The 17,702-nt window shown below is 59.4% G+C and carries 14 protein-coding genes; 4 read left to right on the top strand and 10 right to left on the bottom strand.

The window, feature by feature from the left end; translation table 11 throughout:
• Nucleotides 1-474 (top strand): SOS-induced cell division inhibitor SulA, encoded by a 474-nt coding sequence (gene sulA / locus KJF94_RS06305; RefSeq protein ID WP_214381988.1) that lies wholly within the window; start codon nucleotides 1-3, stop codon nucleotides 472-474.
• An 87-nt stretch (nucleotides 475-561) separates the two neighbouring features.
• Here sulA and KJF94_RS06300 read toward each other — a convergent pair whose 3' ends face one another.
• The 7 genes from KJF94_RS06300 to KJF94_RS06270 form a co-directional block, all read right to left on the bottom strand.
• Nucleotides 562-795, bottom strand: coding sequence for a hypothetical protein (locus KJF94_RS06300; protein ID WP_214381987.1), 234 nt, complete (start codon nucleotides 793-795; stop codon nucleotides 562-564).
• Nucleotides 796-951: 156 nt separating this feature from the next.
• On the bottom strand, nucleotides 952-1,476 hold the full coding sequence (locus KJF94_RS06295) for a DUF6586 family protein (protein WP_214381986.1): 525 nt from the start codon (nucleotides 1,474-1,476) through the stop codon (nucleotides 952-954).
• A 141-nt stretch (nucleotides 1,477-1,617) separates the two neighbouring features.
• On the bottom strand, nucleotides 1,618-4,245 hold the full coding sequence (topA, locus tag KJF94_RS06290; RefSeq protein ID WP_214381985.1) for a type I DNA topoisomerase: 2,628 nt from the start codon (nucleotides 4,243-4,245) through the stop codon (nucleotides 1,618-1,620).
• A 114-nt stretch (nucleotides 4,246-4,359) separates the two neighbouring features.
• Nucleotides 4,360-4,596 (bottom strand): DUF1653 domain-containing protein, encoded by a 237-nt coding sequence (locus KJF94_RS06285; protein ID WP_214381984.1) that lies wholly within the window; start codon nucleotides 4,594-4,596, stop codon nucleotides 4,360-4,362.
• Nucleotides 4,597-4,695: 99 nt separating this feature from the next.
• Nucleotides 4,696-5,871 carry an acetyl-CoA C-acyltransferase FadA gene (gene fadA, locus KJF94_RS06280; protein WP_008028488.1) on the bottom strand — a complete coding sequence of 392 codons (1,176 nt, stop codon included), beginning with the start codon at nucleotides 5,869-5,871 and terminating at the stop codon, nucleotides 4,696-4,698.
• 29 nt (nucleotides 5,872-5,900) lie between these two features.
• Nucleotides 5,901-8,048, bottom strand: coding sequence for a fatty acid oxidation complex subunit alpha FadB (gene fadB, locus KJF94_RS06275; protein WP_214381982.1), 2,148 nt, complete (start codon nucleotides 8,046-8,048; stop codon nucleotides 5,901-5,903).
• 521 nt (nucleotides 8,049-8,569) lie between these two features.
• Entirely contained in the window at nucleotides 8,570-9,007 is a 438-nt protein-coding gene (locus KJF94_RS06270; RefSeq protein WP_017337555.1) for a hypothetical protein, read from the bottom strand.
• A gap of 103 nt (nucleotides 9,008-9,110) precedes the next feature.
• On the opposite strand from KJF94_RS06270, the gene KJF94_RS06265 reads away from it, so the two are divergent.
• Nucleotides 9,111-9,551: a universal stress protein gene (locus KJF94_RS06265; RefSeq protein WP_214381980.1), complete on the top strand. Its 441-nt coding sequence runs from the start codon at nucleotides 9,111-9,113 to the stop codon at nucleotides 9,549-9,551.
• 186 nt (nucleotides 9,552-9,737) lie between these two features.
• On the opposite strand, the gene KJF94_RS06260 is transcribed toward KJF94_RS06265, so the two are convergent.
• Nucleotides 9,738-11,657: an ATP-binding cassette domain-containing protein gene (locus tag KJF94_RS06260; protein WP_214381978.1), complete on the bottom strand. Its 1,920-nt coding sequence runs from the start codon at nucleotides 11,655-11,657 to the stop codon at nucleotides 9,738-9,740.
• A gap of 213 nt (nucleotides 11,658-11,870) precedes the next feature.
• On the opposite strand from KJF94_RS06260, the gene KJF94_RS06255 reads away from it, so the two are divergent.
• The gene (locus KJF94_RS06255; RefSeq protein ID WP_214381976.1) at nucleotides 11,871-13,799 is read left to right on the top strand and encodes a transglycosylase SLT domain-containing protein; all 1,929 of its coding nucleotides are present in this window, start codon (nucleotides 11,871-11,873) and stop codon (nucleotides 13,797-13,799) included.
• Nucleotides 13,800-13,875: 76 nt separating this feature from the next.
• Here KJF94_RS06255 and KJF94_RS06250 read toward each other — a convergent pair whose 3' ends face one another.
• Nucleotides 13,876-15,675: an ABC transporter transmembrane domain-containing protein gene (locus KJF94_RS06250; RefSeq protein WP_214381974.1), complete on the bottom strand. Its 1,800-nt coding sequence runs from the start codon at nucleotides 15,673-15,675 to the stop codon at nucleotides 13,876-13,878.
• A 256-nt stretch (nucleotides 15,676-15,931) separates the two neighbouring features.
• Here KJF94_RS06250 and KJF94_RS06245 point away from each other — a divergent pair, with 256 nt between their 5' ends.
• The gene (locus KJF94_RS06245) at nucleotides 15,932-16,111 is read left to right on the top strand and encodes a PA1571 family protein (RefSeq protein WP_214381972.1); all 180 of its coding nucleotides are present in this window, start codon (nucleotides 15,932-15,934) and stop codon (nucleotides 16,109-16,111) included.
• Nucleotides 16,112-16,287: 176 nt separating this feature from the next.
• Here KJF94_RS06245 and pdxB read toward each other — a convergent pair whose 3' ends face one another.
• Nucleotides 16,288-17,430 (bottom strand): 4-phosphoerythronate dehydrogenase PdxB, encoded by a 1,143-nt coding sequence (pdxB, locus tag KJF94_RS06240; protein WP_214381970.1) that lies wholly within the window; start codon nucleotides 17,428-17,430, stop codon nucleotides 16,288-16,290.
• Nucleotides 17,431-17,702: the final 272 nt, after the last annotated feature.

Genomic DNA, 17,702 nt, shown 5'->3' with positions numbered 1-17,702 from the left:
ATGCAGTTCCCACACACATCACAGCAAGCCCAACTGCCGTTGTTCGAGGCTTTCATGGTGCAGCCGATGGCACCGAATCTGAAAGACGTGGTCGAGTCGCCCTGGAGCGCCGAACCTGAAGTTTTCAGTGAGCTGTCACTGCGTGGTGCGGCCGGGAACTGCCTGAGTCTTCTGGCACCGATCCTCAGGGAGTTGAGCGAGGATCAGGATGCGCGCTGGCTGACACTGATCGCCCCGCCCGCCAGCCTGACACAAACCTGGCTGCGAGAAGCCGGCCTGAATCGTGAACGTATTCTGCTGCTGCAACCGCGCGGCACCCAGAGCGCACAACAGCTGACCTGCGAAGCCTTGCGCCTGGGCCGCAGCCACACTGTCGTCAGCTGGCTCAACCCACTGAGCACAACCTCACGGCAACAGTTGATCAGCGCCGCCCGGATCGGGGACGCACAAAGCCTGAATATTCGACTGGGCTGAACGAAGAATGCGCTGAGCAACGCGGGGCTTCTCCAAGGACAGAGAAGCCGATCAATAGCGGTATCAGTTAAATGCGACGAACGGGGATCAATGAAGGACCCGAGCACTCTCATCGGTATTGAAATCGCCTTCAACCAGGCGACCGGCCATCTGAACACCCACGCTCAACATCGCCTTGGCGACTTCCACGTGCTGGCCTTGCAGGAACGCCTTGGCATCCTCGGAGAAATCCAAAGTAACCAGAGAACCCTCGTCCTCAGCCCTGCGCAGCTCGATTCGGCCGTCTGGTAACTCGACAATTTCTAGAAAGGACGTTGGCATAAAGGTCTGTTCTCCACGAAAGGCGGGGATTATATAGGCATCGGCCAGGCTTCGCTCGGGATCTTGACCAGATGCCACTACGAAGAGAAATTTCTGACAGCACGCTCATCCCTGAACAGACAGTCTCTCGAAACCGTCCGTCGAACACTCAATCCTTCAGCACTCGTTCAAGCCTTCGCGAAACCGGATCGCCAGACCTTTGAGGTTCTGACGCCAACTCTCCAGTTCTTCCCGGCTCAACTCTTCGGGCGCGTCTTCTTCATCCAGGTTAACGGCCAGGATCAACGGCTGTGTCACGTCGCCCTTGGGCTTGTGCGGAGCGCGGGGTGGCTGAAACAGTGCCGCATGCGCCGACAGTAGCTTGGCCAGCCAGGTTTCGGGGTTCTGCGCCAGCTCGACCATCTCGGCCATTTCAGGAATGGCGATAGCCTCAAGCACTTCCCGGGTCAGCAGCATTTCCGCACGAGGCGCATTGGCCTGTGGCAAGCGATAGAACCCAGCGATTTCATGGCACAGGCCCAGCAACGCACCGTACAAGTGAAACAATGCCGATTCGCGCCCGGCCTGAATCAGCGCCAGGGAATTCATCGCCCGCCCCTCTTCGGCCTTCGCGAGCGCCTCTAGCGACAGGCCGGCGAAATAAATCTTCTGGTTGGTACGGGTATAGAGTTCGTGGGCCATGACGGCAGCCTCCACAACGAAATAATTGCTTCACGCAGGTCAGACAGTGTCGTGGATCACCCGAGCTCACCGCAAGCCCAAAACAAAAAGGCCGCATGAAAACCCGAGGGTTGTCATGCGGCCTTTTAGTGTCGGAGCCCTTTAAGCTTTGGCTGCCGGACGCTTGTCTTCAACTGTCCACTTGCCGCCGTCGTAGTACGCCTTCCACCCGGTCGGCTTACCGTCGACTTCGGTCTGAACGTACTGCTCTTTGGTTTTGCGGCTGTAACGGATTACCGCCGGGAGGCCGTCCGGGTCTTTCTTCGGCGCTTCACAGAGGAAATGATACTTCGGATCGATCTCATCCTTGTGCGGCACGATTTCCATGACGAGCGGAGCGCGCGTCTCGCGGTTTTTCGGGAACTGGCTGGCTGCCAGGAACAGGCCGGAAGCACCATCGCGCAGGATGTAGGTGTCGTTGACCTTTTCGCATTTCAGCTCAGGCATCTTCACCGGATCCATCTTCGGCGGCGCCGCGTCACCGCTTTTCAGCAGTTTGCGGGTGTTCTTGCACGTTGCGTTGGTGCAACCGAAGAACTTGCCGAAACGGCCGGTCTTGAGTTGCATCTCGCTGCCACACTTGTCGCATTCCAGGCTCGGACCTTCATAGCCCTTGATGCGATAGGTGCCTTCTTCGATTTCGTAGCCGTCGCAATCCGGATTGTTGCCGCAGATGTGCAGCTTGCGCTTCTCGTCGAGCAGGTAAGCGTCCATCGCGGTGCTGCAGATCGGGCAACGATGCTTGCCGCGCAGAACCAGCGACTCCGATTCACCCTCGTCGTCCGCCGCGATTTCATCACCCGGCACCAGGTTGACGGTAGCCTTGCAGCGTTCTTTCGGCGGCAGGCTGTAACCCGAGCAGCCGAGGAATACGCCGGTCGACGCGGTACGGATCTGCATCGGGCGGCCGCACGTGGTGCATGGAATGTCCGTCATGACCGGCTGATTGGCACGCATGCCACTTTCCGGGCTTTCGGCTACTTCGAGCTTCTTCTTGAAGTCGCCGTAGAACTCGTCCAACACGTTTTTCCAGTCGCGTTCGCCTTGGGCCACGTCATCGAGGTTCTCTTCCATGCCGGCGGTGAAGCCATAGTCCATGAGATTGGAGAAGCTCTCGGACAGCCGCTCGGTGACGATGTCACCCATCTTTTCCGAATAGAAGCGACGGTTGTGCAGCGCGACGTAGCCGCGGTCCTGGATGGTCGAAATGATCGCCGCGTAGGTCGAAGGACGACCGATACCGCGTTTTTCCATTTCTTTCACCAGGCTAGCTTCCGAGTAACGCGCCGGTGGCTTGGTGAAGTGCTGGGTCGGATCAAGCTTGATCAGCTTCATCGCGTCGCCCTGGGCCATGTCCGGCAGCACGTCGTCATCGCCAGGCTTGGCGATTTGCGGCATGACGCGGGTGTAACCGTCGAACTTCAGGATGCGGCCCTTGGCGCGCAGCTCGAAATCGCCGGCACCGACGGTGACCGTGGTCGACAGGTATTGGGCCGGCAGCATCTGGCAGGCGAGGAACTGGCGCCAGATCAGCTCGTAGAGCCGCTCTGCATCACGCTCCATGCCCGACAGCTTGCTTGGCTCGGTGTTGGCGTCGGACGGACGAATCGCTTCGTGAGCCTCTTGTGCGCCTTCCTTGCTGCTGTAGACGTTCGGGGTTTCCGGCAGGTACTTCTTGCCGAACTCGCCTTCAATATAAGTACGCGCCATCGTCACGGCATCGGCCGAGAGGTTGGTGGAGTCGGTACGCATATACGTGATGTAGCCGGCTTCGTACAAACGCTGGGCCATCATCATGGTTTTCTTCACACCGAAGCCCAGGCGGTTGCTCGCAGCCTGTTGCAGGGTGGATGTGATGAACGGCGCCGACGGTTTGCTGCTGGTCGGCTTGTCTTCGCGCTTGACGATGCTGTAGCTGGAAGCCTTGAGCTTCTCCAGCGCGGCCATGGCCTGGGCTTCGTTCAGCGGCTTGAAGGCTTCGCCCTTCTCGCGAGCGACGTCGAAGCGCACGGTGGCACCCTTCGCGGTGCCGAGGTCGGCGTGGACTTCCCAGTACTCTTCCGGGTTGAACGCACGGATTTCGCGTTCACGCTCGACCACCAGCTTCACGGCAACCGATTGCACACGACCGGCGGACAGGCCACGGGCGATCTTGGCCCACAGCAGCGGCGAAACCATGTAACCCACCACGCGGTCGAGGAAACGACGCGCCTGCTGGGCGTTGACACGGTCGATGTCCAGCTCGCCCGGCTTGGAGAAGGCTTCCTGAATCGCCTTTTTGGTGATTTCGTTGAACACCACGCGCTTGTAGCGGCTGTCGTCACCACCGATGGCTTCGCGCAGGTGCCAGGCAATGGCTTCCCCCTCGCGATCCAAGTCGGTTGCGAGATAGATGGTGTCAGCATCCTTGGCGAGCCGGCGCAGCTCTTCGATGACCTTTTCCTTGCCCGGGAGGATCTCGTACTTGGCTTTCCAGCCATGATCGGGATCGACACCCATGCGCGAGACCAGCTGCTTGCGCGCTTTCTCTTTCGGCGTGAGCACCGGACCTTCACCCGCGGCGGCCTTGCCGCGCTTGGCGGCTGGCTCTTTGCTGGCGCTAGCCGAACCGCTGGTGGGCAGGTCTCGGATATGGCCGATACTCGACTTCACCACGTATTGGTTACCCAGATACTTGTTGATGGTCTTGGCCTTAGCCGGGGATTCCACAATGACCAGCGATTTGCCCATGGATCAGAAAATTCCTGAATTCTAGAAGTGAAAGGCGGTTGGCGCCTGACGCGGCACCGCTATATATAGTGGCTACAAGGTGAGGTCAAGCGCAGGGTTTTGCGCGCACTCAGCTTATGGCTTCGAAAAAAGGCTCGGTTCGGACTGCACCAAAGCAAAGCGTGGCACCTGTTCGCCGTCAACCTCGACCGACTCCAGGAACATGCTCAAGGGACGCACCCAAAAGCCGTAATCGCCATACAGGGCTTGGTAGAAGACCACTTCTTCTTCGGTTTCCGAATGCCGCGCAATACTGAAAACGCGGTACTGCGGACCTTTGTAATGTTGGTAGAGCCCAGGTTGTATCGGCATGGTTTGGCCCTCACTCAAATCTTTTCAAAATAAAAACAAAAATAAATCCGGAAAAACAAAAACCGGGGCACTTGGCCCCGGCTTCCATCAACGAAACGCTTAGACGCGTTCGAAGACGGTGGAGATGCCTTGGCCGAGACCAATGCACATGGTGGCTACCCCGAAGGTGCCGCCATTTTGCTTCATCACGTTCAGCAGGGTGCCGGAAATACGCGCACCGGAGCAACCAAACGGGTGACCCAGGGCGATCGCGCCGCCGTGCAGGTTAACCTTCTCGTTCATCTTGTCGAGCACTTTCAGATCTTTCAGCACTGGCAAGGCCTGCGCGGCGAAAGCTTCGTTGAGCTCGAAGAAGTCGATATCGTTGATGCCAAGACCCGCGCGCTTCAGTGCTTTTTGTGTCGCCGGTACTGGACCATAGCCCATGATCGCCGGGTCCACACCTGCCACTGCCATCGAGCGAATCACCGCCAGAGGCTGAATACCCAGGTCCTGCGCACGCTGCGCCGACATCACGATCATGCACGAAGCACCATCAGTGATCTGCGACGACGTACCGGCTGTCACGGTGCCGCCCTTCGGGTTGAACGCTGGCTTCAATGCCGCCAGGCTTTCCAGGGTGGTTTCCGGACGAATGGTTTCGTCGTAGTCGAACAGTTTCAGGAAACCGTTCTCGTCGTAGCCCTGCATCGGGATGATTTCGTCCTTGAACTTGCCTTCCACGGTCGCCTTGTGGGCGAGTTGGTGGGAGCGCACGCCAAAGGCGTCCTGTTGTTCGCGAGTGATGCCGTGCATTTTGCCCAGCATTTCAGCGGTCAGGCCCATCATGCCCGAGGCTTTCGCCGCGTACAGGGACATGTGCGGGTTCGGATCGACACCGTGCATCATGCTCACGTGACCCATGTGCTCGACGCCGCCCACCACGAACACGTCACCGTTGCCGGTCATGATTGCTTGCGCGGCAGTGTGCAGTGCGCTCATCGACGAGCCGCACAGACGGCTGACGGTCTGACCGGCAGCGGTGTGCGGGATCTGAGTCATCAGCGACGCCATGCGGGCGATGTTCCAGCCCTGCTCCAGGGTCTGGTTCACACAGCCCCAGATCACGTCTTCGACTTCGTTTGGGTCGACCTTGACGTTGCGTTCCAGCAATTTGCTGATCAAGTGCGCCGACATGTCTTCGGCGCGGGTGTTGCGGTGCATGCCGCCCTTGGAGCGGCCCATCGGAGTACGACCGAAGTCGACAATCACGACGTCTCTAGGATTCAAGCTCATATATTCACTCTCACTCTAGTTGGGGGCGCTTAACCGAAGAAGCTCTGGCCGTTTTTGGCCATTTCGCGCAGCTTCGCGGTCGGGTGGTACAGCGCGCCCAAATCAGCGTACTGGTCAGCCAGGGCAACGAACTCTGCCACACCGATCGAATCGATGTAACGCAGCGCACCGCCACGGAATGGAGGGAAACCAATGCCGTAGACCAGACCCATGTCGGCTTCGGCAGCGGTTTCGACGATGCCGTCTTCCAGGCAACGCACGGTTTCCAGGCACAGCGGGATCATCATCCAGTTGATGATGTCTTCGTCAGTGACTTCGCGCTGTTCGAAAACGATTGGCTTGAGCACTTCCAGCACCGACGGATCGGCGACTTTCTTCTGCTTGCCCTTCTTGTCGGTCTCGTAGGCGTAGAAGCCCTTGCCATTCTTCTGGCCCAGGCGCTTGGCCTCGTAAAGCACGTCGACAGCCGAACGACGGTCGTCTTTCATGCGGTCCGGGAAGCCTTCAGCCATCACGTCACGACCGTGGTGGCCAGTGTCGATGCCGACCACGTCCATCAGGTACGCCGGGCCCATTGGCCAGCCGAATTTTTCCATGACTTTGTCGATACGGACGAAGTCCACACCGGCGCTGACCAGCTTGGCGAAACCGCCGAAGTACGGGAACAGCACGCGGTTGACCAGGAAGCCCGGGCAGTCGTTGACGACGATCGGGTTCTTGCCCATTTTCTTGGCGTAGGCCACGGTGGTGGCAACGGCCAGCTCGCTGGACTTCTCGCCACGAATCACTTCCACCAGCGGCATCATGTGCACCGGGTTGAAGAAGTGCATGCCGACGAAGTTTTCCGGACGCTTGAGGGCCTTGGCCAGCAAGGTGATGGAAATGGTCGAGGTGTTGGACGCGAGGATGGTGTCCTCTTTGACCTTGTCTTCGACTTCGGCCAGAACGGCTTGCTTGACCTTCGGGTTCTCGACGACCGCTTCGACCACCAGATCCACGTGACCGAAGTCGCCGTAGGACAGGGTTGGACGAATGCCGTTGAGCACTTCAGCCATTTTCGCCGCCGTCATGCGACCTTTATCAACGCGGCTCACCAGCAGCTTGGCGGCTTCAGCCAGGCCTTGCTCGATGCCGTGCTCGTTGATGTCCTTCATCAGGATCGGCGTACCTTTGGAAGCCGACTGATAAGCGATACCGCCACCCATGATGCCGGCGCCCAATACGGCAGCCTGCTTCACGTCCTTGGCGATTTCGTCGTAGGCCTTGGCCTTTTTCTTCAGTTCCTGATCGTTCAGGAACAGACCGATCAAGCTCTGCGCGGCAGAGGTCTTGGCCAGTTTGACGAAACCGGCGGCTTCGACTTCCAGCGCTTTGTCGCGACCGAAGTTCGCGGCTTTCTGGATGGTCTTGATCGCTTCGACCGGTGCCGGGTAGTTCGGACCCGCTTGACCAGCCACGAAACCTTTGGCGGTTTCGAACGACATCATCTGTTCGATGGCGTTGAGCTTGAGTTTTTCCAGCTTTGGCTGACGCTTGGCTTTGTAATCGAATTCGCCGGAGATGGCGCCTTTGATCAGGTTCAGTGCCGCTTCTGCCAGCTTCTCGGGAGCAACCACTGCATCGACAGCGCCGACTTTCAGCGCGTCTTCAGCACGGTTTTCCTTACCCGCGGCAATCCACTCGATGGCGTTGTCGGCACCGATGAGGCGCGGCAGGCGCACGGTACCGCCGAAGCCCGGGTAGATGCCCAGTTTGACTTCCGGCAGGCCGATTTTCGCGGTAGCGGACATGACGCGGTAGTCCGCCGCCAGGCACATTTCCAGACCGCCACCCAGAGCGATGCCGTTGATCGCGGCGACAGTCGGGACGTTGAGGTCTTCGAAATCGCTGAAAATCCTGTTGGCTTCGAGGTTGCCTGCAACAAGCTCTGCATCCGGCAGCTTGAAGTTCTCGACGAATTCGGTGATGTCGGCGCCGACGATGAACACGTCCTTGCCGCTGCTGACGATCACACCCTTGATCGAAGCATCTGCCTTGATGGTGTCTACGGCCTGACGCAGTTCGTTCAGGGTTAGACGGTTGAACTTGTTGACGGACTCACCCTTGAGGTCGAATTTCAATTCGACGATGCCACTTTCAAGAGCCTTAACCGTGATGGCTTTACCTTCGTAAATCATCAACTGATCTCCACGATATGGAAGCTGAACAGTACACGTCGGACGCAGGCGAATGGCTCGGCAGGGACGTTTATCGTCGATGCTACGCCAATCCACCCGGCACACCCGCCAACGCGATAGTCGGGATTCTGTAGGAGCGGTCTGCAATGCAAACGCCCGATTCATACGCCCGTTTGATTTGGGTACGCCACCTTCACGGAATTTCCGGCAATTGTCAATCGCCCAAAATACGGGTTGAAACGCGACTTTCCGGTCATTTCCGTACCACGAGTACCTGCAACACACGGATGCATGTGGGGCCATTCATAGAATCAATAGTTAGAAAAGTCGCCCTAATTCGCGGCAGCCTTTGTTTAACGGGCTACGCTGGGCGGAAGAATGAGGAAAAAAATTTGAACGCGTCGGCGAATGCCCGGCGTAAGATCGGCCCACAGCGAATTACCGGCCTGCCTGGCCAACTCCAGCCCGATGATGAATGTCGGGCTTTTTATTGCCTGATGATGTGACACGTGGGATAGGTTTCAGGCCAATGCTTTGAGGGTGGCATCGATTTGTTGCAAAACCGTCGCTTCGCCCTTCTCGCCCCAATACAACGTGATCATCTGCTTGTCCGCTTCGACCTTGTAGACGTTGGCTGGCAATTTTTCGAAATGATTGAGCAGCGTTTGATCCTCGCAGACCTCCTGCCACTGATTCACCCACACACCCGGCGACTTCTGCCAATAACTCCAGCACGCCGGCTGATTGCCGCGACGCGGTCGATGGTACTGCGCGCAGGGGCTCGGTGGCTCCTGGCTGAGCCAGTGCGGCCACTCCTGAGGCGCCAGTTGCATGGCCAGCCCGATGCGCCGTGCCTCCATGCGCAGGGCCATGCGCCCGCTCTGACCACGGGACGGTCGCAGCCATGCCAGCGGGCTCAGCACCACCAACAGGATTGACACCACTATCCAGACCGTCATATCTGTACTCCCGATTCTTGATGAGCGCTTTGAGTCACTTTGAAAACAATGCGCTTGAAACCAGCCATACTTACCAATATTGCATCCTCAGGAGGAGCACCTCATGCCCTACAACCACATTCTGGTCGCTGTAGACCTGACCGAAGAGTGCGACCCTGTCATCCACCGTGCTCGCGAACTGTCAGTGAGCAATGGCGCGAAGTTGTCCCTGGTGCACATTGTCGAGCCCATGGCCATGGCCTTCGGCGGCGACGTGCCGATGGACCTGTCACAACTGCAACAACAGCAGTTCGATCAGGCCAAGGAGCGACTGGAGCGATTGATCGTGAAATATCCGGAACTCTCCAAGGAATACAGCCACCTGACCTACGGCCAGCCGCGCCAGGAGATTCATCACCTGGCCAAGGAACAAACCTGTGACCTGATCGTGGTAGGTAGTCATGGCCGGCACGGTCTGGCGCTATTGCTGGGCTCCACTGCCAACGACGTGCTGCACGGTGCGCCTTGCGATGTGCTTGCAGTGCGCCTTCAAAACAAAAGCTGACAATACCGCCCCAATGTGGGAGCGAGCCTGCTCGCGATGAGGCCTTGTCAGTCGATATCAATGTGACTGTAAGGCCGCCATCGCGAGCAGGCTCGCTCCCACATTGGACTGCAACAACCTTCAGCTCTCCATACGAAAAGCCCGGCGCTCATCACTGAGCGCCGGGCTTTTTTAGTGCAGGATCAATCAGGCATCCAGCTCGGCCCAACGCTCGACCATCACGTCGAGTTCAGCCTGCAACTGCTCCAACTGAGCGATCACCGCAGCCGTCTCGGCAGCAGGACGCTGATAGAAGCCGGCATCGGCCATCTGGGCCTCCACGACTGCGATCTGCTGTTCCATGGCTTCGATCTGCCCCGGCAACATTTCCAGCTCACGCTGCAATTTGTAGCTGAGTTTTTTCTTCGCCACTGGCGCTTCAACTGGCGCCGTAACGGGTGCAGCCTCAGCCGTAACGACGGCAGAGTTCAAGTCGGCCTTGCCGGACTTGCTCTCGGTCACGCCCAGCAGGCGCGGCGAGCCGCCCTGACGCAGCCAGTCCTGGTAACCACCGACGTATTCGCGAACCTTGCCTTCACCTTCGAAGACCAGGGTGCTGGTGACCACGTTGTCGAGGAATGCCCGGTCGTGGCTGACCATCAGCACGGTGCCGTTGAAGGTCAGCAAGACCTCTTCCAGCAGCTCGAGTGTTTCCACGTCGAGGTCGTTGGTTGGTTCGTCGAGGACCAGCAGGTTGGCTGGTTTGCTGAACAGTTTCGCCAGCAACAGACGCGCACGTTCACCACCCGACAGCGCCTTGACCGGCGTGCGGGCTCGCTGCGGGCTGAACAGGAAGTCGCCGAGGTAGCTCAGCACGTGACGGCTCTGACCATCGATGTCGATGAAGTCGCGACCTTCGGCCACGTTGTCGATCACGGTCTTTTCCAGGTCCAGCTGATGGCGCAACTGGTCGAAGTAAGCCACGTCGATGCGCGTGCCCTCTTCCACTTTGCCGCTGGTCGGCTGCAGGCCGCTGAGCATCAGTTTCAGCAGCGTGGTCTTGCCGGTACCGTTGGCGCCGAGCAGACCGATACGGTCGCCGCGCGTCAGGACCATCGAGAAATCCTTGATCAGGAACGGGCCGCCCGGGTGAGCAAAACTCACGTTCTCGAGGACCATCACCTGCTTGCCGGACTTGTCAGCGGTGTCCAGCTGAATGTTGGCCTTGCCGGTGCGCTCACGACGCTCGCTGCGCTCGACGCGCAACGCTTTCAGTGCACGGACGCGGCCTTCGTTACGGGTGCGACGGGCCTTGATGCCCTGACGAATCCAGACTTCTTCCTGGGCCAGTTTTTTGTCGAACAGCGCGTTGGCGGTTTCTTCAGCGGCCAGCGAGGCTTCTTTGTGCACAAGGAAACTGGCGTAGTCGCCGTTCCAGTCGATCAGGCCGCCGCGATCCAGTTCGAGGATGCGGGTCGCGAGGTTCTGCAGGAAGGAACGGTCGTGCGTGATGAACAGCACGGCGCCCTGGAAGTCCTTCAGCGCTTCTTCGAGCCAGGCAATGGCACCGATGTCCAGGTGGTTGGTCGGTTCGTCGAGCAGCAGCAGATCCGGTTCGGAAACCAGCGCCTGCGCCAGCAGGACGCGGCGACGCCAGCCGCCGGACAATTCGGCGAGGGTCTTGTCGGCCGGCAACTGCAGACGGCTCAACGTGCTGTCGACCAGTTGCTGCAAACGCCAGCCGTCACGGGCTTCGAGGTCGTGCTGGACGTGCATCAGTTTGTCCAGATCGGCGTCGGTGACGATGTTCTGGCTCAGGTGGTGATACTGCGCGAGCAGCTCGCCGACACCGTCCAGGCCTTCAGCCACCACGTCGAACACGGTCCGCTCGTCGGCTACCGGCAATTCTTGCGGCAATTCGCCAATCTTGAGGCCGGGTGCACGCCAAACGGAGCCTTCGTCGGGCTTCTGGTCGCCCTTGACGAGCTTCATCATGCTGGACTTGCCAGTGCCGTTGCGGCCGATGATGCACACCCGCTCACCACGGGCGATCTGCCAGGACACCTTGTCCAACAACGGCATAGCGCCGAAAGCAAGGGACACATCGCTGAATTTGAGCAGGGTCATGAGCTTCTCCAAAAACCGGGCGCGCATTCTACCTGACTTGAGGCTTCAGAAGGCCGGCAATTTCACCTTCACGGCACTCTGCATGACAAATGTTGCGAACTGATGCTGACAGGCCCGCAAAGCTTTCGCCCGCTGCTGGCAAAAGGCTAAGCTACAGATTATTCAGTGCGGCTCAAGCCTGCACTTGTCATGATTTCTCTGCCCGGACGTCTCATGCGCAGTCGCCTTTTCAGTCTTTTATCCTGTTTTCTTCTTTCTGCCACTGCCGTTCAAACCGCCCAGGCGGTGGACTTGTCCACCCAGCGACAATATTACGATGAAGCCAAGCGCGCCTTGGCCAAGGGCGATACCGGTCCTTATTTTCGTTACAGCCAGGCACTCAGCGACTACCCGCTGGAGCCGTACCTGGCCTACGACGAACTGACCGCGCGCCTGAAAACCGCGAGCAACGCCGAGATCGAAAAATTTCTCGCCGAGCACGGTGACCTGCCGCAAGCCAACTGGATGAAATTGCGCTGGTTGCGCTGGCTGGCCGAGCGTGGCGACTGGGCGACCTTCGTCAAGTACTACGACCCCAAGCTGAATTTCACCGAACTGGACTGCCTGAACGCGCAGTACCAGATCGGGCACAACCAGAAATCCGAAGGCTACGCCAACGCGAACAAACTCTGGCTGACCGGTAAATCCCTGCCCGCCGCGTGCGACGGCTTGTTTGGCGCCTGGGCGGCGGAAGGCCAACTGACCGAACAGAAACGCTGGGAGCGCGCGAAGCTCGCCGCCCAGTCGCGCAACTATCCGCTGGCCAACAGCCTGGTCAACGGCCTGACCACCCTCGCCCCGCGCGGTCGCTTGCTGGTGGATGTGGCGCAGAAACCTGAACTGCTCAATCAGCCGTCGCGCTTCACCCCGGCCGATGAGCCGATGTCTGACATCGTCAGCCTCGGTTTGCGCCGCCTGGCCAAGCAAGACCCGGACAAGGCGATGGAGTTGCTCGACGGTTATGCCAGCAGCATGCACTTCTCCCGTGACGAAAAAGTCGCGATCGCCCGGGAAATCGGCCTTACCCTCGCTCGCCGCTTTGATAGCCGGGCGCTCGACGTGATGACCAAGTACGACCCGGAACTGCGCGACAACACTGTGTCGGAGTGGCGCTTGCGCCTGCTGTTGCGCCTGGCCCGCTGGGACGATGCCTATCAGCTGACCCGCCGCCTGCCGCAGGACCTGGCGACCACCAACCGCTGGCGCTACTGGCAGGCCCGCAGCCTGGAACTGGCGCAGCCACAGAACCCGGAAGCACAGACGCTTTACAAAGGCCTCGCCCGTGAGCGTGATTTCTACGGCTTCCTCGCCGCCGACCGCTCGCAGCTGCCCTATTCGCTCAACAACAAACCGCTGGTGCTTAGCCAGGCTTTGATCAACAAGGTGCGCAATACGCCGGGCGTACGTCGCGCCCTGGAATTCCACGCACGCGGGCAGATCGTTGATGGTCGTCGCGAGTGGTATCACGTCAGCCGCCACTTCAACCGCGATGAAATGGTTGCTCAGGCGAAACTCGCCTACGACCTGAAATGGTACTTCCCGGCGATCCGCACGATCAGCCAGGCACAGTACTGGGACGATCTCGACATCCGCTTCCCGATGGCCCACCGCGAAACCCTGGTCCGCGAAGCCAAGGTCCGTGGCCTGCACTCGAGCTGGGTGTTCGCCATCACCCGTCAGGAAAGCGCCTTCATGGACGACGCCCGCTCTGGCGTCGGCGCCAGCGGCCTGATGCAACTGATGCCCGGCACCGCCAAGGAAACCGCGCGCAAGTTCAGCATTCCACTGGCCTCGCCGCAGCAGGTGTTCGATCCGGACAAAAACATCCAGCTCGGTGCCGCTTACCTGAGCCAGGTCCACAGTCAGTTCAATGGCAACCGAGTCCTCGCGTCGGCCGCCTATAACGCCGGACCGGGTCGCGTGCGTCAGTGGCTGCGCGGCGCGGATCATCTGAGCTTCGACGTCTGGGTGGAAAGCATCCCGTTCGACGAAACCCGCCAGTACGTGCAGAACGTATTGTCGTACTCGGTGATCTACGGCCAGAAGCTCAACTCGCCACAGCCGTTGGTGGACTGGCATGAGCGGTATTTTGATGATCAATGAGTGTAAATTGAGGCACTGACAAAAATGCCCGCATTGAGAAATGCGGGCATTTTTTTATGGTGATCTACTGGGTCGGTTACTTGAACGGTACCGGGTCGGTTACGGGGTCTGCCGAAACATCACGCCCATCATTGAACTGCAACGCCGCCAGCCGCGCGTATAGCGCATTGCTCGCAATCAACTCTTGATGCGTTCCCACCGCCACCAGTTTTCCCTGATCCATCACTGCAATCCGGTCGGCGTTTTTCACTGTGGCCAGGCGGTGGGCGATGACCAGGGTGGTGCGGTTTTTCATCAGGCTGGGCAGGGCTTGCTGGATCAGGTGTTCGCTTTGGGCATCGAGGGCGCTGGTGGCTTCGTCGAGCAGCAGGATGGGTGCGTCCACCAGCAGCGCGCGGGCGATGGCCAGGCGTTGGCGCTGGCCGCCGGACAAACCGAGGCCTGCGTCCCCCAGATGAGTCTGATAACCGTGGGGCATCGCCTCGATAAAGTCGTGGGCGTATGCGATTTTCGCCGCTTCCTGAACCTGTTCCAGCGTCGCCGTCGGGTTGCCGTAGCGGATGTTCTCTTCGATGCTGCCGAAGAACAGCGCCGGGGATTGGGACACCAGGGCGAAGCAGCGGCGCAAGTCCAATGGATCGAGCTGAGTCAGCGGCACACCGTCGAGCAGAATGCGGCCTTCGGCCGGGTCGTAAAAACGCAGCAACAAGTCATACACCGTCGACTTGCCCGCCCCGGAAGGTCCGACCAGTGCCAGGGTTTCGCCGGCCTTGATGGTCAGATTCAAGCCATCGATGGCATAGCTTTCAGGACGCGACGGGTAGGAAAAACGCACGTCTTGCAGCACCAGATTCCCCGTCACCCGCTCCGGCAATGTCACCAGCCCCGTCGTCGGTGGCTGAATGATGTTTTCGGAGCGCAGCAACTCGGCAATTCGCTCGGCGGCCCCGGCGGCGCGCTGCAACTCGCCGATCACTTCGCTCAGCGTGCCGAACGCGCTGCCGACGATCAGGCTGTAGAACACAAACGCCGCCAGTTCACCTGCGGAAATCCGCCCGGCCATCACATCCATGCCGCCGACCCACAGCATCACGCCGACCGCGCCCAGCACCAGCACGATCACCAGGGTAATCAGCCAGGCACGCTGGAAAATCCGTTTACGGGCGGTATTGAACGCCTCCTCGACGGTCACGGCAAAACGCTGTTCGTCCTGGACCTGATGGTTGTAGGCCTGCACGGTTTTGATCTGGCCGAGGGTTTCCGACACGTAGCTGCCGATATCGGCAATCCGGTCCTGGCTCAGGCGTGACAGGCTGCGGACCCGTCGGCCGAAAATCAGGATCGGCGCAATCACCAGCGGCAAAGCCACAACGACGATGCTGGTGAGTTTCGGGTTGGTGATAAACAGCAACACAATCCCGCCGATCACCATCAGCAGATTGCGCAGAAACAGCGACAGCGAAGAACCGATCACCGATTGCAGCAACGTGGTGTCGGCGGTCAGCCGCGACTGGATCTCGGAACTGCGGTTGTCTTCGTAAAACCCCGGATGCAGGTAAACCAGGTGGTTGAACACCTGACGGCGGATGTCGGCGACCACCCGCTCGCCGATCCACGACACCAGGTAAAAACGCGCAAAGGTGCCGAGCGCCAGCCCAACCACCAATAGCATGAACAGGCCAATGGTCTGGTTGAGCAAATGCGGTGACTGGGTCATGAAGCCCTGATCCACCAACAGCCGAATTCCCTGCCCCATGGACAAGGTGATGCCCGCCGTGACAATCAGTGCGAGCAACGCACCCAAGGCCTGCCAGCGATAGGGCACTAGGAAACGACTGGCCAGGCGAATCGCGCGGCGGTGACGGGCAGAGAGCATCGGGGGTTTCCAGTTCACAAGTTAAGGGGCCGGCTATACCGCTCAATGGGGGGGAACTCTGTAAATCACAATGAGTCAGGTTAATTATGACCGCAAAGTCCAGCACCTAGTCGCTATTGGTCTAAAGTCCGGGTGGCAACGTTGCGGTATTTCTGGTGGACTGGTATTGCCGCTCCGAGAAGATCGCAGGGAGTTGTCACAGCCCGGTCACCTGGCGGTTCTACAGTAAGCACACAACCTGATGAGGAGACAGGCCATGTCCTTGCAACACAGCAGCGATGACAAGATTCCAGTGATCCGCACACAGCCAGATCAATCTTTGGGTTGCTCAATCATTGACGAAAAAGGCCAGGAAGTACCGATCACTGAAGACATGATCCAGGACGCCTGCCGCGAACTGGAGAAGCGATTGGTCAAGCCTGCCAAACAAGATTGATATAGCCACCGTCTTCTTGACCCGGCCCTGATGGCCGGGTTTTTTGTGGGTGCTGATCCAGAATTGTGGTGCGGCCATTCGCGGGCAAGCCTCGCTCCTACAGATCAGCGCGATGTCGAAAATGGCGCAAACCCCGTAGGAGCGAGGCTTGCCCGCGAAAGCAGCCAACGCGGTCTTCAGACAGCCGACGCCCCCAACGCCGCCACGATCTTCCGCAACTCAGGCGAATTCCCCTCGATCCGCACCTGCAACCCATCAATTTCCCGCCGCGATGGATAGTTCTTACGCAGCACATCAAACGCCGCACGCTGTTCGCTGACACTGCCTACAAGGCTGCGACGAAAATCCGCGTCGTCCCGGCGCGGGTCGTACACGCCCCGGCACAACATCGCCAACGCCCAGGCCGGATCGCTGTCAGCGTGCAAGGTCACTTGCGACAACCAGGGCGCCGGCAGCAAATCACTCAGGCTGACCCGCGCCGGTTGCCCGAGAAAATTGCAATACGCCTGATGGATTTGCTCCGTCCCGCGTTGTCTGCCATCGAGGCTGTAACCGGCAATGTGCGGGGTCGCCAACACGCAGAGTTCGGCCAGTGCCACGTCGACTTCGGGCTCGCCTTCCCAGACGTCCAGCACCGCTTGCAGGTCTTCGCGTTGCAGTAGCACCTCGCACAGGGCGGCGTTGTCCACCACCGGGCCGCGGCTGGCGTTGATCAGCCAAGCGCCGGGTTTGAGCTGGTTCAAACGTTTTTTGTCGAACAGATGCCAGGTCGTGCCGGCGCCGTGTTTCTTCAGCGGTGTGTGCAGACTGATGACGTCGCACTGCTCAACGATCTGCTCGAGGCTGACGAAATCCCCTCCTTCGGCGGCTTGCCGTGGCGGGTCGCAGACCAGCACGTTCCAGCCCAGCCCTTGCAGAACCTTGACCAGTCGACCGCCCACTTCACCCGCCCCCACCACGCCGTAAGTGCGCCGGGTGAGGTCGGCGCCTTCAATTTCGGCGAGGGTCAGCAAACTGCCCAGCACATAATCGACCACGCCACGGGCATTGCAGCCGGGAGCGCTGGACCAGGTAATGCCGGCCTGCTGGAAGTAATCGAGGTCCAGGTGATCGGTGCCGATGGTGCAGGTGCCGACAAATCGCACCTTGCTGCCTTCGAGCAGCGAACGATTGACGTTGGTCACCGAGCGCACCAGCAACACATCGGCCTGCTCGACGGCCGCGCGGTCGATGGAACGTCCCGGCAACCGGCGGATTTCGCCGAAACCTTCGAAGAAGGCATCGAGCAGCGGAATATTTTCGTCGGCAACAATCAGCATGGGCAGGCTCCTTTGGCGGATCGGCAGTGTAGGCGGAGAAGGATGTGATGGGCCAGCGGGCATTAATGATCACCACTACCACTGTGGCGAGAGCTTGCTCCCGCTCGACTGCGGAGCAGTCGTAAATTCTGCCAATGCGATGCGCCTGACAAATTGCCGGGGGCCGCTTCGCGAATCAGCGGGAGCAAGCTCCCTCGCCACAGGGGGTGTCGCATGTCCGAAAGATGATTACAAAACGCTAACACAGGACTTTTCCTGACCGCTGCGTCAAC

It is taken from the genome of Pseudomonas hormoni, from assembly GCF_018502625.1.
GTDB classification, from domain to species: Bacteria; Pseudomonadota; Gammaproteobacteria; order Pseudomonadales; family Pseudomonadaceae; genus Aquipseudomonas; species Aquipseudomonas hormoni.
Note: the sequence above shows the minus strand (reverse complement) of the source record. Positions and strands in the feature narration are given on the sequence as shown.

What these genes read in the sequence shown, in the direction of transcription:
- topA (WP_214381985.1), bottom strand. Translation starts at nt 4,245, where the DNA reads ATGGGCAAATCGCTGGTCATTGTGGAATCCCCGGCTAAGGCCAAGACC.
- fadB (WP_214381982.1), bottom strand. Translation starts at nt 8,048, where the DNA reads ATGATTTACGAAGGTAAAGCCATCACGGTTAAGGCTCTTGAAAGTGGC.
- KJF94_RS06270 (WP_017337555.1), bottom strand. Translation starts at nt 9,007, where the DNA reads ATGACGGTCTGGATAGTGGTGTCAATCCTGTTGGTGGTGCTGAGCCCG.
- sulA (WP_214381988.1), top strand. Translation starts at nt 1, where the DNA reads ATGCAGTTCCCACACACATCACAGCAAGCCCAACTGCCGTTGTTCGAG.
- KJF94_RS06245 (WP_214381972.1), top strand. Translation starts at nt 15,932, where the DNA reads ATGTCCTTGCAACACAGCAGCGATGACAAGATTCCAGTGATCCGCACA.
- KJF94_RS06260 (WP_214381978.1), bottom strand. Translation starts at nt 11,657, where the DNA reads ATGACCCTGCTCAAATTCAGCGATGTGTCCCTTGCTTTCGGCGCTATG.
- fadA (WP_008028488.1), bottom strand. Translation starts at nt 5,871, where the DNA reads ATGAGCTTGAATCCTAGAGACGTCGTGATTGTCGACTTCGGTCGTACT.
- KJF94_RS06255 (WP_214381976.1), top strand. Translation starts at nt 11,871, where the DNA reads ATGCGCAGTCGCCTTTTCAGTCTTTTATCCTGTTTTCTTCTTTCTGCC.
- KJF94_RS06300 (WP_214381987.1), bottom strand. Translation starts at nt 795, where the DNA reads ATGCCAACGTCCTTTCTAGAAATTGTCGAGTTACCAGACGGCCGAATC.
- KJF94_RS06250 (WP_214381974.1), bottom strand. Translation starts at nt 15,675, where the DNA reads ATGCTCTCTGCCCGTCACCGCCGCGCGATTCGCCTGGCCAGTCGTTTC.
- KJF94_RS06295 (WP_214381986.1), bottom strand. Translation starts at nt 1,476, where the DNA reads ATGGCCCACGAACTCTATACCCGTACCAACCAGAAGATTTATTTCGCC.
- KJF94_RS06285 (WP_214381984.1), bottom strand. Translation starts at nt 4,596, where the DNA reads ATGCCGATACAACCTGGGCTCTACCAACATTACAAAGGTCCGCAGTAC.
- pdxB (WP_214381970.1), bottom strand. Translation starts at nt 17,430, where the DNA reads ATGCTGATTGTTGCCGACGAAAATATTCCGCTGCTCGATGCCTTCTTC.
- KJF94_RS06265 (WP_214381980.1), top strand. Translation starts at nt 9,111, where the DNA reads ATGCCCTACAACCACATTCTGGTCGCTGTAGACCTGACCGAAGAGTGC.